This is a genomic window from Pseudomonas sp. 43NM1 (genome assembly GCF_002836905.1).
In the GTDB taxonomy this organism is placed as follows: Bacteria; Pseudomonadota; Gammaproteobacteria; order Pseudomonadales; family Pseudomonadaceae; genus Aquipseudomonas; species Aquipseudomonas prosekii.
Window position 1 is genome coordinate 51,685 of the sequence record NZ_MKGS01000206.1, and the last position, 14,701, is coordinate 66,385.

Below are 14,701 nucleotides of genomic sequence, written 5' to 3' on the forward strand. Positions count from 1 at the left end.
CGTATGACCGACCTTTTCAGTCAAGCTATTGATGCAGCAGCGTCGATTTTAATGCAACCCTTTCGAGGGAGCAGTCTTCGTAGCTCGATCAGTCCTCGCAGGATTGACCAAGGAAGCATCGACACTGCCCGCCTCCCCGTCTTTCGTTGGAACCAGCGTCACCCCTGAGACGGCGATTGCCAAACCTGGAAGCCTTGTGCCTGTCTTCCCGATTTCCAGGACACTGGCACCGTTCGCATTGAAATGCATGTTCAACCCCCACCATCCGGTATGAATGTTTTGGTCTCGCAGAAGCGCAATGATGAGGTCATGAATCGGAAATGAACGTTCCATGATCGACATTAGCTCGCTCCGGCAGTTGAATGATTGCAGCCTGCAAGAATAGAACACTCCTATTCGTTACGCTTGGTCACGGCGATACAACTCCCAGTCTATCGTCAAGCCGTCTTCAAAGCCGACGCGTGTTGTGAGACTCGCCACACGCATTAAGCCCACCCATCGAGACTTCTCGTATCCAAGTCGCTACTGCTTTTCATGGGCTGCGTGAAACAGCTGATGGGACAGCACGAGGAAAGTGAGATGCAGCCCGGCCCGTTACTGTTTCTGCCCTCCCCAATCTGTCCCGTCCCCCTCAATGAGCGGGCTTCCATCGTGCTCCACCTCCCTTTTTCCGCCCGCTACGATTAAGCCAGGATTGCAGATGCCTCCCTCACGAGCTGAAGCCACTCCGCTGCATTAATGACACCATCACGCTCCAATGAATTAGCCATTTCGATGAGTATGTCGTAGAGCTCCTCTGGGTCTATGTAGAGATCTGGCTCTCCGAGCATTCGGTGCCAGATTGCAAGTAGTTCTTTTTTTCTATCGTGGCTCATAACCGTTCACTGGGTAGCATTTTTTCATTGGAGCAAGCTCCTTTCCCAGCGTTCCACTCATTTTTAACCCGTGCCTTACGAAACAGTTGCCTTACGCCACGAATGGTAAAGCGCGCGCTAAATTAACGGAGGATCCAACGAAAGGATTTGGGACGTTCGCGCTGATCGTGGGCGTCTGCTCGCTGATCTTGGCGCGGAGAATGGTCGAGTCTGTGCAGACCGGCGCCGGGGCCGTGCATGATCCGGTGCACCATCTCGCAGCCAGGGCACTCGAACCAGAGACTGCCCTCCTCGGTCTTTGCCAGCGTGCGCGACAGTCTGCGGAAGGCTGTCACGGCACATCCTTGAAGAAGACGTGACCGCCAAGCTTCAATGTCTGCGTGGCCTTTGCCGACCAGCCCGGCGCCTTCTTCATGGCGATCGCGTAATAGTGCGTGGCACCGCCGGTTGGGTCTGGCACTTTTCCATCGATCACCTGGTCAGCGGCGATGCGCGCTTGGGCCAACTCGCGGAACGGGATCGTCTTCGCGCCTGACAGGTAGGCGAAGTTCGGGTCGTTCTTGTTCCAGCAGCTGAACTGGTAAGGCGCCTGGCACACGCCGGCGTAACCCTCCCCCCACCACGATTTGGTCTTGCCATCGTTTACCCGGTTGCGGATTGTCCAGGCGACGGCGATCTGGCCGGCCAGGCTTTCTCCGCGCGCCTCGCCGTAAATCGTGCGCGCCAAGATATCGCGATCTCTCTCAGTCACGTTCATCAGATATGGCTCCAGGATTTTCGATTAACGATTTTTGAAACAGTTTGAAAGGCGATGCAGAACTCATCGCCAATTTGAGAAAGGGTTGCACCAGCTGCGCGCCTGGCTCTGATGCTTATAACTGTCGCGTCATCCAGCTTTGCAGCACCGTTACGTGACCCGACTGTCCGAGTGCCGTGAGCAAGTTTGTCGTCCTCGTTCTCGAGACGAGTTTTCCACGAGAGGTTGCTGTAGTGGTTATTAGTTGGCTTACCATCACCATGAGCGACTTCCGTGCGACTGCCGACCGGAGCCCCGAGAAATGCAATCGCAACGAGCCGATGGGCTTCGAAATTCTGGTGTTCGTTATTTATGGTGAGCTTGTAGCGCGGGTATCCAGCCTTGTGCCAGCAGAAGGAAAGAATCTTGCCTGGGTACGTTCTGCGACCAGGCGTGCGTCGTCGAACGTGCCCGAACTCGCTTACATCGTAATCATCGGAGGCATGGCATCTGCGCCACTGCAGCGCATCGAGGTTCACGCCAGCGGGCACTGGCAGAGTCCTCACAAGGCACCCCACAAGGTACGGGCAAGGATGTCTCGGTCTTTTTCGGTAACAGCCATCGGTTTTCTCCAGACAAAAAAATCCCGCTCGATGGCGGGTGATTTGGGTGGTGGCGGGCTTTACATGGATTCAGCGGCGCGCGACTCGGGAGCGGCGACGATCTCAGGAACAACCGGCTCGACTGGCCAGACCGGCGCGGCGTACCACGTCGACTGCGCGGTGACCTTGCCCAAGGAAAACTTGTAGGTCTTCCAGGCTTTCAGGCTGGTGAGAAGCGCCGCTTGCTCGGCTTCGTCGTCAGCGCTCGCCTCGCCAGCATCAATGCCGTAGCCGAGCGTGTCGACGCGGTCTTGAATGCGCGCGATCTGGGAAACCGCCTTCAGGTTTTTGGCCGCGAGGGCAGACTTCGCCTCAGCCAGTTGAGAGGCTTGCAAGGCGGCAACCTTCATGGCTTTGGTGATGAGTTGGGACCAGTCGATATTCATGCCTGCTCCTCGGAAGACAAGGTGGTGGGTGCGTCCGGCAGCGGAGCCGGGAAGGTTACCGGGCCGTTGGGAACATTGATCAAGTCAGCGGGGAACGCTTGTTCCGGGCTGTAGTTCGATGGGATGGGCAGCAGGAGCGTGACGATGAGTTGGCCGTCGATCCTTTCTACGTCGCCGTCGAACCAATCCGACTTGATCGCGCCACGCGGCAGAGTGTCGCCGTCGCCCACTGGAGAAAAGTCAAACGCCTGTCCATTTACAACGAGCGTATCCCCTTCAACAGTAACGCTCAGCGTTTCATCACTTCTGATTGAGCTTAATTTAATTTTCATCAAAACCACCTTCCGATTGCGATGCAGTTCAGGGTGACTGTCGCTGAGGTGCTGATCGGCGAAATGACATAAATCGTACCGAACTGCAGATTTGTTGAATCGGGTGAGCTGGTGTTCCAGCAGAGAGCCGTAGAAGTTTGAATGGTGATTTCTGTTGTTGGTATTCCAACGAATGTTGCTGCGTATCCGCCGACAGTGAGGCCGCTACTGTAAAAGACAGCGCCCGCCGGGCTACCCATGGCCACGCCGCCAATAGCAACATGCTTAAAGCAGATTTGCGTCCCGTCTGCGAACCTGATGTAAGTGCCACTTGCATTTGATCCGGACTCAAACAAAGCCCCCGTTGGAACTCCACCAGATTGGGAGACCGTCCCCAGCATCGCTTGCACCGCGAGCCTAGAAGCGGTCAATACTGCCGGCAAAGTTGCGGGTGAGCCGGTGGCGGCCAAAAATGCATACAGTTCGTCGATGTTGCTTTGCGCTTTAGTAAACGCACTTCTCGGGGTGTCGCCGCCTACCCCTGTGGGAGCGGTGCCGAGATTGATCGTTTGCTTAGACATTGGTCCACCATAAATAAGAAATAAATTATCCAAACTTGATTGGATATCTTGGTTCAGACTTACACACTCATTTTTGCGAATACTGCCGGCATGAAGAAGGCAATTGGATTAGTGAATCCATCTGTAACCGCATAAAGTGTTCCGGTGCTGAAGCTCCATAGCGTTTTAACAAGTCGCCCAGCTTGAGAGCCTGTCAACATACTCATGCCAAACGTGTTGATTAGTAGATATTCATTCTCAGGAAAGTTGAACGGAACAGTGTAAAAGCATCTCGAGCTTCCGGTGCTCGAAGTCTCCGATCTTACGAACGTCCAGTTCTGAAAAGATCTCGTAAACAGAGCAGTCGGTGTCCCAGAATCAAAAAGGAGCTTTGATGCGCCGTCCCACAAACGCATGCCGTACGCCGCAACCGGCTGGGCTCCGAATGTTGCCGCAAAATAGCGACCGTTTGGCTGATTTGTATTTACGTCGTAAGCACGAACATAGAAGCCAGTCCAATTGCCCGCAGAGCCAAGAACTTGCATCGCCGTGAGACCAGCAATTCCACCAGTGTCTGGACGACAAAATACCAGCGGTGGCTCCTGACTAGTAATCACTCGCGGGAAACTAGTCGTCGATCCCAGACCGCTTTCTTGTGTAGGCGCGTAACGGCCGTTACAGATTACGTTAAGTCGAGCAAATTCTGAATCTATGACAACCTGATTGTTGTTGTTGGTGAATGAAAGACCATAACTCATTAGGCAAACCTTATGACCATCAAGCGCATGGTCCCACTAGTGGAAAGGCTAGCTGCAAAAGTGCGCGTGTGATTGTACACACGCGCAACTCCCGACAGCATTTCAGTTTCAAACTGAAAAGATGATGTTTCGCTGTATGGTCCGATGGGAATTACAATTGCAACAGAGTTTGATGCATCGCTACCCGGAACGGAAAAATCCAGATTGCTTTTCGTTTTGTTTGGGAAAGTGACAAGTGTTGAAAGAACGATTCGCATCGTGAATGAGTTCTCGTCAACCTGCAGCACTCCATCCGCTCCCCATATCCTCGCTCCATAGCTCATGCGGCGAGATTCCCCCATTGATAACGTTTAACGCCATTCTCATCGAACACTTTGCCGCCATTGTTATTTATGCTTTGGCGAGCAGCGCCTCCGAATGAACTGTTGAGCTCAAACACCCCGCTGACAAAATCGATTCGAATCCCACGCTGACCGGCAATGTAGTCTCCGGACTGCAGCACTCCGGTGATGATCAGATTCAAAATATCTGCTTGACGGATGAACGCAGAGTTCATGAACACTTGGCCGTTTTGCACTGCAAACGGGACCGATAAAGCACCGTTGATGCCGTTTACGATGGCGAAACGATCAGCACTCACCAAGAATTGGCTTTGAAGCCCGGCGCCAGTGTTTTCAATGCCAAGCCCAATTCCGGCAGCAATGTATTGGCCCTGCGCGTTCAGCTGCATTTTCACAGACCACATGGTCGTGAGCTTTCCATCAGTGGAAGCCTGAGCCTGGGACACCGTTTGAACAGCCGCCGATGCACCGTTGGCCACGGCCTGCACTGTTATGATTTGGCTCGCCAGTGCGCTGTCCGCAGATGACCGGGCAAGCGTCTCCGTTTGAATGGCGGCGGCGTTAGCACCGACGGAAGCACTGACGACATCCACTCGCTGACCAAGAGCTACGCCGTCTTCGATTCGTGCCGACTGCTCTGACCATACGCCAACGTAAATTTGGTCAGAGCCAGCAAAGCCCTCTGAATCTCCTGCAAGCGTAGGGTTCACCTGCACAAAGACGCCATCCAGCTTGGTTGCCTGAGCATTGACCTTGCCGTCAATGTTCGTGACCTTGGTGTCCAGCGTGCCAAGCGCCTGTGCCTGCCCCGCGATTCCTGTCTCCGCAGTACCGAGTCTGGACGTGATCCCAGTGATGGCTGTGCCTTGGGCAGTAATCGCCCCTCCCTGCTGGGTCACGGTACCGCTCAAACTATTCAGCGCGTCGACACTCGCCTTGCCGGTAAGCGCAGTTTGCAACCCGGAGATCTGCTGAGCATTGGCCGTCGTCTTACCGTCAACCGTTGTGATAGCGGCGGTGTTCTGCGTGACCTGGGCGGCAACGCCGTTGGCGGTCCTGATTGACTGGCCGCTATTCACCCAAAAATTGGCGTTCGGTGGTCCATTAGATCCGTCTGCGTTCGCTGGAACATCGACGATTGCAGTCCACAGGTTGTCGCCAACCCTCACAGTGTTGTCTCGTACATAGGCGTCGGTCGGGACGTATTCCAGAGCATCAACCAGATCGCCGATCTCATCCTGCAGTTCTTGCAAGCGCTCATTGACGGAGCCAGGGCCGCTTCCATCTATCAGGTCGATTCGGTCCAGAAGATGCTGCCCGAGCTCCGACTCGCTGATCTTGCCGGCGATCATCTCGAGAATGTCGGCCGCGTCCGAGCTTGACTGACCCATGACGCCCAGACCTGCCGGGTACCACGGCCCGACGTTGCCGATCCGGTCTACCAGGCGCGCCCAGAAGAAGAACGTCACGCCAGCGGCCAACCCCTGCAAGGTGTAGTCCTTTTGTGGGTAAGCCAGATCAGAAAGCTTTGTTGCTTGCTCAAGGCTGGTCGTCGGGCTGTACCAGATCTCGGTGCGCTGCGTATCCTCGGCGCCGGCGGGGAAACCCCACTTCAAGCCAATGCCGAACAACAGTGTTGATGCTGTGAGGAACGAGACCGCTGGCGGCGCGCCCGTTTTGCCGAGCAAATCAGTCAGGACCGAATTAGTCGGAATGGATGCAACATTCAGTGCGCTGATGGCTCGCACTCGCGCCAGGTACTGGCCGGAGTAAATGCCGCGCACCTCGGCCATCAATTCTCCTGTGCGAGGAACCTTGGTCCACTCTCGGGCGCCCCAACGCCATTCGACGTCGTAAGCCACTGCGCCGGGCGCCGCGTCCCAGGCGATGGTCATGCTGGTGACAGCAATGCCTTGCTCCACGACTACGTGCTGGCTGAGCAGAACTCGGGCCGGCGCTGCCTGAGTACCGATGGGGATCCCCGTAATCGGGCGGACATCAACGACGGCGCCGAAATCGATCGCATTGAACTTGCTCGGCTCGTGCTGAATCATTTCGAACTGGTATTGGTGCCACTCAGGGCGAGTCACGTTGCGGACGTAGAACTGCATCAACTTCAGGTCGTCGTAGTCCAGCGCCCAGCCGCATTCGGCCTCGGGCACTTCGCTGTAATCGGCCATGACCGTCAGCGCTCGCCCCGCCGCCGACTTCACCACGCGCGCCTCTGATTTGCCGCTGGGCAAGTTGAGGAACAGTCGAGCGCCCGCCGGCACAGCGGTGTCGCGGTCCAGCGTGATAACCCGGCCGGCAACCGCAGAGATGCGCCCACCATTGGCACGCCCGGCCAGCGCGGGATCGGCGATCGCAACCACTTGCCCTGGCTTGGGAATTTGCCCGTCCAGCCCCACGCGCATGACTGCGCCGCGAGTCTGCAACTGCTCAGTCAACAGCGCCCACTGGCCCGCGCGCTGGCCTTGGCCGAGAGACGTGCAGCCGATCGCGTCGACAGCAAGCTCGCGGACAATGCCGAGCTCAGCCATGGCGTCCTCATCGAACACGGGCTCTTTGTCGGTTTCGAAGCCCTGATCCGGGTTATCCCAAGCCACCATGGCCGAGGTGTGACGGTCCCGCGCGCGGGTTCCCTCGTATTTGATTTCGCCGTTGTTGAGAATCTGAGACGGACTGTAGGTGTAAACCGGGTCGCCAGGCATATCGGCGTTCACGACGATCTGGCTGCCATCCCAATAGGCCATGCCATGAAAGATCGAGGCGAGATCCTGCAGAACAGCGTAGGCCTCCGCCTGCTTCTGGAAATAGAGGTTGCAGGTGAAGCGTGGCTCTTGGCCGCCCTTACCGTCGGGCACCATCTGGTCGCAATACTGACCAATGCGATACAGCGACCACCGATCAACCATGGTCGCGTCGATCCGCTCGCCGAGGCCGTAATACGGATGCAGCACCAGGTCGTAAAAGATCCAGGCAGGGTTGTTCGTGTAAGCCTCTTGAAAACTGCCGTCCCAGATGCCGTTACTGGTGCCGGTGCCGCTGGTGCGGTAGGTCCTGGTCGCCGCGTCATAGTTGGCCGGCACGCGAATAATGCGCCCGCGCATCAGTGCCGCGACTTTGGCGATATCGCCGCCGAATTGCTGAGCGTCATACTCAAGGCAGCCGACCGCCGTGAGTGGGTATTCTTGGTCGCTGTCGACCACTTCGGCGATGGCCTCGATCAGCATTCCGTCTTCTACGACAGAGCTGTTCGCCTCTGGCGTGAGGCGGCGCACGCGGATTGTCCAGCGGCTGCCGGCGGGTAACTCAAGCCGATGTGAGCGCTCGTATTTCGTGATGTTTTTCCGATCAACGAAAGAGTTCAGGACCGGCAAATACGGGCCGCTGTCGGTCGAAATCTCTACCGAATATTCGATCCTGACGCCGTTGATGTTGCCCTTCGCATCCTGACTTTGCAGCCGAGGCCACGCCAGCCGAATGCGGACGGCATCGATCAGCGAGTTGTTGATCGTGTGCAACCAGGGTGTGGTGCTGAGCAGCTCTTGGTTGACGGAGATTTCGTTGCTGGCTTCGGTTATGCCTTCGAGGCGCGTCTGGTTCAGCTCGCCAGAACGGAACTGCCATTTCACGCCCGGGAAGTTGAGCGTGCCGTCCTCGGCCTGTACCGGCGTACCGTCGAGCTTGATGGAACGAAGCCCATTCACCGGGCCGACAATCGGCCCCCAGCTCCAGAGGTACACAATCCGCGCCGTGGCAATAGAGGGCACACCGTTCGAGGCGATGCTCGGCTGCTTCTGCTTGGCTTCGCCACCTTTGCTGCCGGCAATGGATCGGCGCTTTCTAGGCTCGGCCTGCGCCTTTTTTGCTGCTGCGCTCATGCGCCCTCCAGAATGCAAAAACCCGCCGAAGCGGGTGGTTAAATGTTGTCTTGGGTGTAGATCCCACCCGACTCGACCGCGCCGCCAATCTCGCGCTCGCCGTAGAGCAACGGGTACGGATTGCCCTGGGCGATGGTCGTGACCGCGCCGCCGAAGCCGTAGCTCGGGTTGTTGCCGTCTTCATTCTTGTCGTTGGTGTTCGCTTTCGTGGTTGGCGACAGCATCTGCACCACACCGCCCAAGCCGACAGCCACGCCGCCTGCGAGCAGTGCAACGCCGAGGCCTGTTGTCGAGCCACCACTGAACATACCAGCCACGATCAGCGCCACGCCGAGCAAGGTCTGGAACATGCCTGCCTGCTTGCTGCCCTGAATGATCGGCATGATGCGGATCGTGCGTATACCGGCAGTCTTGTGGTCTAGCTCCTCGCCACCGACGTTTCGCTCGTCGATGAACACCGCAAAGACCAATCCTCTCTCTTCGGCGGTGCGCACAAACTTTTCGAAGCCTGGCTTCATGTTGCACATGGCGCTCATCGCATCACGAAAACCGTGGAGGTCCAGGGTGTATTGGCGACCGAAGCGCTTACCCAGTACTCCGCCAAGTTTGATCATCATCATGCTCATGAACGGTAATCCTTGTGTCGAAGAATCAACTTCACCCGGTTCGCCATCGACCAGCCATAAACTTCACGGCACGCGAGGCGGCCAGGCATGTGGTGGTAAATAAACGGGCCGGCGCCGCCCAGCGCTGCCGCGGGCTCGCTGACCAGCGCCGGCTCATCGCCCAGGTAAATCACCGCGTGGTTGGGATGAAAGCAGTCGCGGCCCGGCGTCGGGATCTGCAGTACCAGCATGTCGCCGCGCTGCGCCGTGTCCACCTGGTAGAAACCGGTCGCCTTGAAGTTGTCCTCGTAGAGGCTTGGGCCGGCGGCGTCTTCCCACCATAGATCATGGCGCTCAAAGTTCGGCAGTTGCAGGCCGGCCTCGCGCGCGTACCAATCGCGGCACGCCGCCCAGCAGTCCAGCAAGCCATGGGAGAAGTCTCGACCCAGCAGCGGCGCCCGGAAGCCTGATGGCTTGAACCACTCGAACTCACCGCCCGGCCAGCCAACAATGCCCCAAGGCAGTTCGTGCAGCTCGCAGCTGACCCGATCGGCCATGCTGGGCGCCGGCGCTTTGTCGGGGTGACTGTGGATGATCGCCAGCACTTCGCCGCGATCTTCGGCGGCAGCCTGGTCACGCTCACTGATCTGGAAGTTTTCGCGATCGGTCTTTGCCAAATTGGCGCACGGGACATATTCGCGGCCGGCGACGGTGCTGATCAGCAGGCCGCACGCTTCTGCCGGGTACGCCTGCGCCGCGTGGGCGCGAATCGCGTCCTGCAACTGTTTGTTGATGCGCATGAATTACCTCGAACTGGTGATCAGGCTGGCGCCCATTGAGCCGCCGAACCGACGGGTGTTGCCGCGCAGCTTGCAGCTGCTCCAACGCCCAGGACAGCGATCCTCTGCCGGGTTATCAGTGGGCTGGTTCTTTTTGTCGAACATCGCCCCGCCTGTGTAGGCGCAGGCCTCGCCGCGATACCCGCCACGGCAAGCCCACCGACAGATCTTGGTGATCTGCTGGGACGGCAGTTGCTGACCCTCCATATCCGTGGGGCTCGACAGCGAGAACACCACCGCCGCGCGGCTTTCTTCGGTCTTCTGCTCGATGTACCAGAGGTTGACCTTGCTCTGGTCGCTCGCGTTGGGATTGCCCTCCGGGAAGTTCGCCGCATCCAGGAAATGCCGGAACGTTTCGATGACACGAACCTTGGCGCCGGCTAGGTCACGGAACTGCAAGCACAGCGCGGTGATGGCGCCCGGTACGCCGCCCAACTCGTTGGCCACCTGCATCGTCGGCGTCGCCGGGCGTCCGTCGCCGCGGATGTCGAAACCTTTTGCAGTGATTTGGAGCGGTGAATAAACCTGGCCCTGCCAGATGATGTCCCCTTCTTCCGCGTGGCCATGGAAACGCCAGAGATTGGCGCCCAAGCGTGTAGCGTCGAGCTCAAACAACCGGATCTGGTTGCCCGGCTCGAGCTTCTGAATGTCAGCTGTGTAATTCATGGGCCTCCAGAAACAGAAAACCCCGCGCTGGGCGGGGTTCGTTGATGTTGTCGATCAGGGGTTGTAGACCTGCTTGAAAATGAAGGTCAGCGTGTACATGTCACCGCCGAGGGGCCGCGGCTTATATCCGGTACATCGGTACCGGCCTTGCTGCCCACCGGGCGGCGTCCAGAGGAACGACTTGTACCCCTCGTGCCGATCGAGAAAATCCCAGACACCTCTTAACTCAGAACCCGGTGCCAGCGCGCCGGTGTGAGTCATGTTCCAAGTCTGCCGCTTGGTGTTGATCCCGATGCCGCCGGCTTGGGTATATCCATCCCCGAAATCGTTCTCCCAAACGTTTTGAGTAACGTCGCCGTCAGTGCCGAGTTGTGCGCAGTAGCTGAATGTTTCCACCATCAGACTCGTCTCCACAGCAAACCGCCTTGCCCCATCTCACCCTGAAGAACACGGCGGACGGTGGCAGTCAAACCCTCGCCCATCATTTCGCCTTGCCGGCGCGCGTCTGCGTCACTGGTGCCGGGCTGAGCCTGCACGGTGACAGGTGCATTGACGGTGATACCGCCGCGCCCGCCGCCATTGCCTTCGCCCACGCTTTCAGTCGCCGCAGATTGACGGGCCAGAAAATTGGTCAGGTCTTTGTTCTGCGCTGGGGCGACAACCCGCTCACCGCCATCGAGTAACCAGGTGCCCTCCTTGGGAATGTTGCCCATGCCATCGTGCGCCATACCCGCAAGCGCTGCGTTGGCAACGCCTGCAACCATTGGCGCGGTAGCCGCCGCAGCGGCAGCGGCAGCCGCCGGAGCAGCGGCTGGGCCGACGATAGGGATTGCAGCGGTCGAAGCAAACGCCGCGAGACTCGCCTGAAAAGCTGTCGCTTGGGCGTTGGCCACCAAGGCTGGAATAGCACTCGCTTGCGTGGTTTTGCCCACCAGCAGTTGCACACCTTGATAGATCAGCCATTGCGCGGCCATGTCCGAAAGCGCCTGCAATGTTGACTTGGCGAAGCTGCCCACCAGATTACCGAGAGCATCGCCGGCATCCTCGGCACCACTCGCCACATCGGAGAGGAATGTACTCAGGCTGCTTTTCGCACCATCAAGCACAGAGGACGTTGCCTCTGCCGCCATAGCCGAATAATTGGATGCCGCGTCGACATAGTTCTGCCAAGCATCGCTGACACCATCCATCCAGTTCGACTGAGCTTCATCAAGCTGATTGTAGTGGTCCTGCTGAATGACAAGACGCTCAGCAAGCGCCTCATCCAAAGCGGCGGTCTGCTTGTCATAATTTGTCTTTGCATCCGGATCTTTAGCCAGAGATGCGGCTTCATACTGCTTGTACATCTCCCGACGCTGTTTGTTGAAGTCCTGATCGATCGACAGCATTTCCTTGAGTCTGGATTTGTACTTGTCGCCTTGCCCCGCGCCAGCCAATTCCTGGTCAAACCCATCCTTGGCCGACTGGTTGCTCTCGTCGAGATTGAACTTCAGTGCGCCGAGCTTAGCGGCATCTTCATTCGCCTTGACCAAGGCCTTTTTAGTATCCAGTTCGGCGGCCAGGCCGGACAGCTCCGACTTCCGCTGCTCGCTGAGTTTCGCGTAGTTACCGCTGGAAATTTCAAACGCCAGCTTCTCCACTTCGGTAGCGCTTTTGCGCTTCCCGGATGATTCGTCGATCAGAGCAATCTGGCGTTTATAGTTTTCCTGAGCGTCCTCAAAGGTCTTGAGGTTGGTCTTGATAGCCGAGGTGTTGCTTTTGGTTTCGGCGGTTGCCGCTTTATTCGCTTCTGCCTGTGCCTTGGAAGCATGGGCGGTCGACATAATTGCAGCGCGATCTGCTTCGGAGAGTTCTTTATGCTCAGCGATGTAGCGGCTCGCCTCTTTGACAGCGTCGTTGTTGTCTTGCAGTTTTCCGAGCTGACCCTGCAATGTCTTCAGGTACTTCTCGCCGGCGGCAGTTAGACCATTTGTGGCCTGAGCAGCGCCCGTCGTAGCTGCAACCCCTTTGTTCATCTCGCCATTCAAGGCGTTTAGCCGGCCCCTTGCATCTGTGGCAGAAGCAGATGCTTCCGAATAGGCACCTGCTCGTTTTATCCATGAATCAACGACCTTCGGGTCTACCTGGCCGTTTGAGCGCAGCTCCTCAATTATCGGTGAAAGCTCTTTTCCGGCGGCCGACGCCTCTGCAATTCTCTTTGAATACTCAAGAAAAATTGCCGTCCCGCTCGCGCTAGATCGTGGACCGACAAGACCCGTCTTAAGACTTGTTTGGAGCTCTTCGTACTTTTCCTTTGCGGCCTTGATGCCTTCGGCCTCGGCTTCACCCCACCGAATCAGGGCAGCCGCTTTTTGGTCGCGGGTCAGTTGTTGGAACTTTGCAATTACGTCATCAAGCGGACCCTTCAATCCCTCCAGGCCTTGTGCGGCTTTCTCTGCACTGCTTCGAAAGTCCACAAATGAAAGTGCGACTGCGCCGGTAATGAAAAGGAGCCCAATCGGACCGCCCATTAAGGCGAGGAGCCCGCGGCCAGCCGTTGCCATGGCTCCAAATGCACGGCCGGCCAAGGTGGCTGACGCGGCGGCGGCATCCGCAGCGCGCGACGTCGCCGCCAGCGCGCTGGCAGCAACAGAAGTCTCAGCGTAGGCAACTGCTGCCGCCGCACGCATCGCGTAAGCCCGCTCTATTTGAGCTGAAGTGGCGATCGTTGTTGTCGCAAGTGAGCGCTCTGCTTGCTCGACTTTCTTGATGACCGCAACTTCTGCCAAGCGCAGCTCGGCAAGACGCGAAATCGACGCTGCGCGGCCTATATCGTTGATCTGGGCAGCCAGACGTTGCTGCTCTAAAAGGCGTTCAGCGACCAGCGACGATTGGACCGCTTTAATATTCGAAAGCTCGGAGGACTGTCTGACACGATCAGAGGCTACCTTGCCTTCGGCAGCCTTGATCTCTAAGCCGGCCCGCTGCAAAAGAGCTTTAGCATCAATTTGCTTGGCCTGAGCCGCGTACAAATCTCCCTTAGCGGTAGCCGCGGTCGAAGTAAGCAGAGTCTGGTTTGCCTTTGAAGCGTATAGCGCTTCTCCTGCCCAGAGCGTGAAGCGTCCAGCAATCAGCCCCAAACCCGCGTATATGTAAGATGTTCCAGCTTGACTAAAATAGGCTTCGTTCTCTTTGCCGTATGCCTTCAAGCTTGGCAGCGCTTTGTCAATGGCTTGCGAGATACCCACGAACTCGGCAGAAACACGCGAGCTTGCACCTGTAGCCTGGTCGAGCTCGCCAACGAACCGTGTCATTGAGTTGCTGATTTTCGTGAAACTATTGCCAATCGTCGTGGCTGTTTTGTCGAACAGCGCATCGACCGCGCCGGATTGGCTTTGAATTGCTTTAACGACTGCTTCGGCCGTCAGCTCGCCAGCGGCGCCCAAAGCGCGCAGCTGACCGACGGTCTTCCCCATTCCGGCCGCAATAGCTTGGGAAAGCGCTGGAGCCTGCTCCATCACCGAGTTCAGCTCTTCGCCGCGCAACACGCCAGATGCGAACGCTTGGCCCAACTGAATAAGGGCTGCGTTCGCACTCTCAGCGGACGCTCCCGAGATCGCCAGCGTTTTGCTGACGGTCCCGACCACGCCGGCGACATCCTTCCCGGAAAGTTTCAGCGCGTCTTGGTTGGTCGCAATCCTTTGATATAGCTCAGCAGTGGCAGATAACGGCTGTGCAGAAGCCTGGGCGATATCGAAGACTGCTTTCTGTGCATCAACAAGCTCAGATGAGCCTGAGGTGACCAGCTTGAGCCGGTTCGTAAGAGTGCTGTATGCCTCAGTGGCCTTGTAAACACTGTTGACGCTGAACGCTGCCGCCAATGGGCCGGCAATTCGAGAGGCTACGCTGGAGAGCGAAAGAAACTGGCTCTGCAATGCGTTGATACGCGCAGATGCGGCGTCGGCGGAGGACCCGGTGCGCATGACCGACTGTGACGCACGATCCATGTTCTGCTGGAATCCACCGATTCGCGCAATCAGATCCAGCGTCAACGTGCCTAGCGATCGAGATGCCATTTACTTTTCTCCAGACATAAAAA

15 protein-coding genes are annotated in these 14,701 nt (G+C 57.5%); all 15 read right to left on the reverse strand.

The genetic code is table 11. From position 1 onward, the window contains the following. Positions 1-48 precede the first annotated feature (48 nt). Entirely contained in the window at positions 49-342 is a 294-nt protein-coding gene (locus BI292_RS27435) for a hypothetical protein (RefSeq protein ID WP_101209846.1), read from the reverse strand. Between the two features lie 341 nt (positions 343-683). After that, on the reverse strand, positions 684-875 hold the full coding sequence (locus BI292_RS27440; protein ID WP_101209847.1) for a hypothetical protein: 192 nt from the start codon (positions 873-875) through the stop codon (positions 684-686). 331 nt (positions 876-1,206) lie between these two features. Further along, positions 1,207-1,632, reverse strand: coding sequence for a cell wall hydrolase (locus tag BI292_RS27450; RefSeq protein WP_101209848.1), 426 nt, complete (start codon positions 1,630-1,632; stop codon positions 1,207-1,209). Then, the gene (locus tag BI292_RS27455) at positions 1,632-2,162 is read right to left on the reverse strand and encodes an HNH endonuclease (RefSeq protein WP_157831312.1); all 531 of its coding nucleotides are present in this window, start codon (positions 2,160-2,162) and stop codon (positions 1,632-1,634) included. Before BI292_RS27455 ends, BI292_RS27450 begins: the two co-directional genes overlap by 1 nt. A 131-nt stretch (positions 2,163-2,293) precedes the next feature. Continuing rightward, positions 2,294-2,659, reverse strand: coding sequence for a phage tail protein (locus BI292_RS27460; RefSeq protein ID WP_101209850.1), 366 nt, complete (start codon positions 2,657-2,659; stop codon positions 2,294-2,296). Continuing rightward, complete coding sequence (locus BI292_RS27465; RefSeq protein ID WP_101209851.1) at positions 2,656-2,991, reverse strand: hypothetical protein; 336 nt, start codon at positions 2,989-2,991, stop codon at positions 2,656-2,658. The genes BI292_RS27460 and BI292_RS27465 overlap by 4 nt, the downstream gene beginning before the upstream one ends. Further along, positions 2,991-3,551: a hypothetical protein gene (locus BI292_RS28985; RefSeq protein ID WP_178076637.1), complete on the reverse strand. Its 561-nt coding sequence runs from the start codon at positions 3,549-3,551 to the stop codon at positions 2,991-2,993. Before BI292_RS28985 ends, BI292_RS27465 begins: the two co-directional genes overlap by 1 nt. Positions 3,552-3,610: 59 nt before the next feature. Further along, on the reverse strand, positions 3,611-4,288 hold the full coding sequence (locus BI292_RS27475) for a hypothetical protein (protein ID WP_101209852.1): 678 nt from the start codon (positions 4,286-4,288) through the stop codon (positions 3,611-3,613). Continuing rightward, complete coding sequence (locus tag BI292_RS29310; protein WP_101209853.1) at positions 4,288-4,611, reverse strand: hypothetical protein; 324 nt, start codon at positions 4,609-4,611, stop codon at positions 4,288-4,290. The genes BI292_RS27475 and BI292_RS29310 overlap by 1 nt, the downstream gene beginning before the upstream one ends. Further along, positions 4,608-8,513: a phage tail protein gene (locus tag BI292_RS27485; protein WP_101209854.1), complete on the reverse strand. Its 3,906-nt coding sequence runs from the start codon at positions 8,511-8,513 to the stop codon at positions 4,608-4,610. Before BI292_RS27485 ends, BI292_RS29310 begins: the two co-directional genes overlap by 4 nt. A 38-nt stretch (positions 8,514-8,551) precedes the next feature. Then, a complete protein-coding gene (locus BI292_RS27490) occupies positions 8,552-9,139 on the reverse strand; it encodes a tail assembly protein (protein ID WP_101209855.1) in 588 nt (195 codons plus the stop codon). After that, positions 9,136-9,918, reverse strand: coding sequence for a C40 family peptidase (locus BI292_RS27495; RefSeq protein ID WP_101209856.1), 783 nt, complete (start codon positions 9,916-9,918; stop codon positions 9,136-9,138). Before BI292_RS27495 ends, BI292_RS27490 begins: the two co-directional genes overlap by 4 nt. Positions 9,919-9,921: 3 nt before the next feature. After that, the gene (locus BI292_RS27500) at positions 9,922-10,623 is read right to left on the reverse strand and encodes a phage minor tail protein L (RefSeq protein ID WP_101209857.1); all 702 of its coding nucleotides are present in this window, start codon (positions 10,621-10,623) and stop codon (positions 9,922-9,924) included. A gap of 54 nt (positions 10,624-10,677) precedes the next feature. Continuing rightward, positions 10,678-11,022 (reverse strand): phage tail protein, encoded by a 345-nt coding sequence (locus tag BI292_RS27505; protein WP_101209858.1) that lies wholly within the window; start codon positions 11,020-11,022, stop codon positions 10,678-10,680. Continuing rightward, the gene (locus BI292_RS27510) at positions 11,022-14,678 is read right to left on the reverse strand and encodes a tape measure protein (protein WP_101209859.1); all 3,657 of its coding nucleotides are present in this window, start codon (positions 14,676-14,678) and stop codon (positions 11,022-11,024) included. Before BI292_RS27510 ends, BI292_RS27505 begins: the two co-directional genes overlap by 1 nt. Positions 14,679-14,701: the final 23 nt, after the last annotated feature.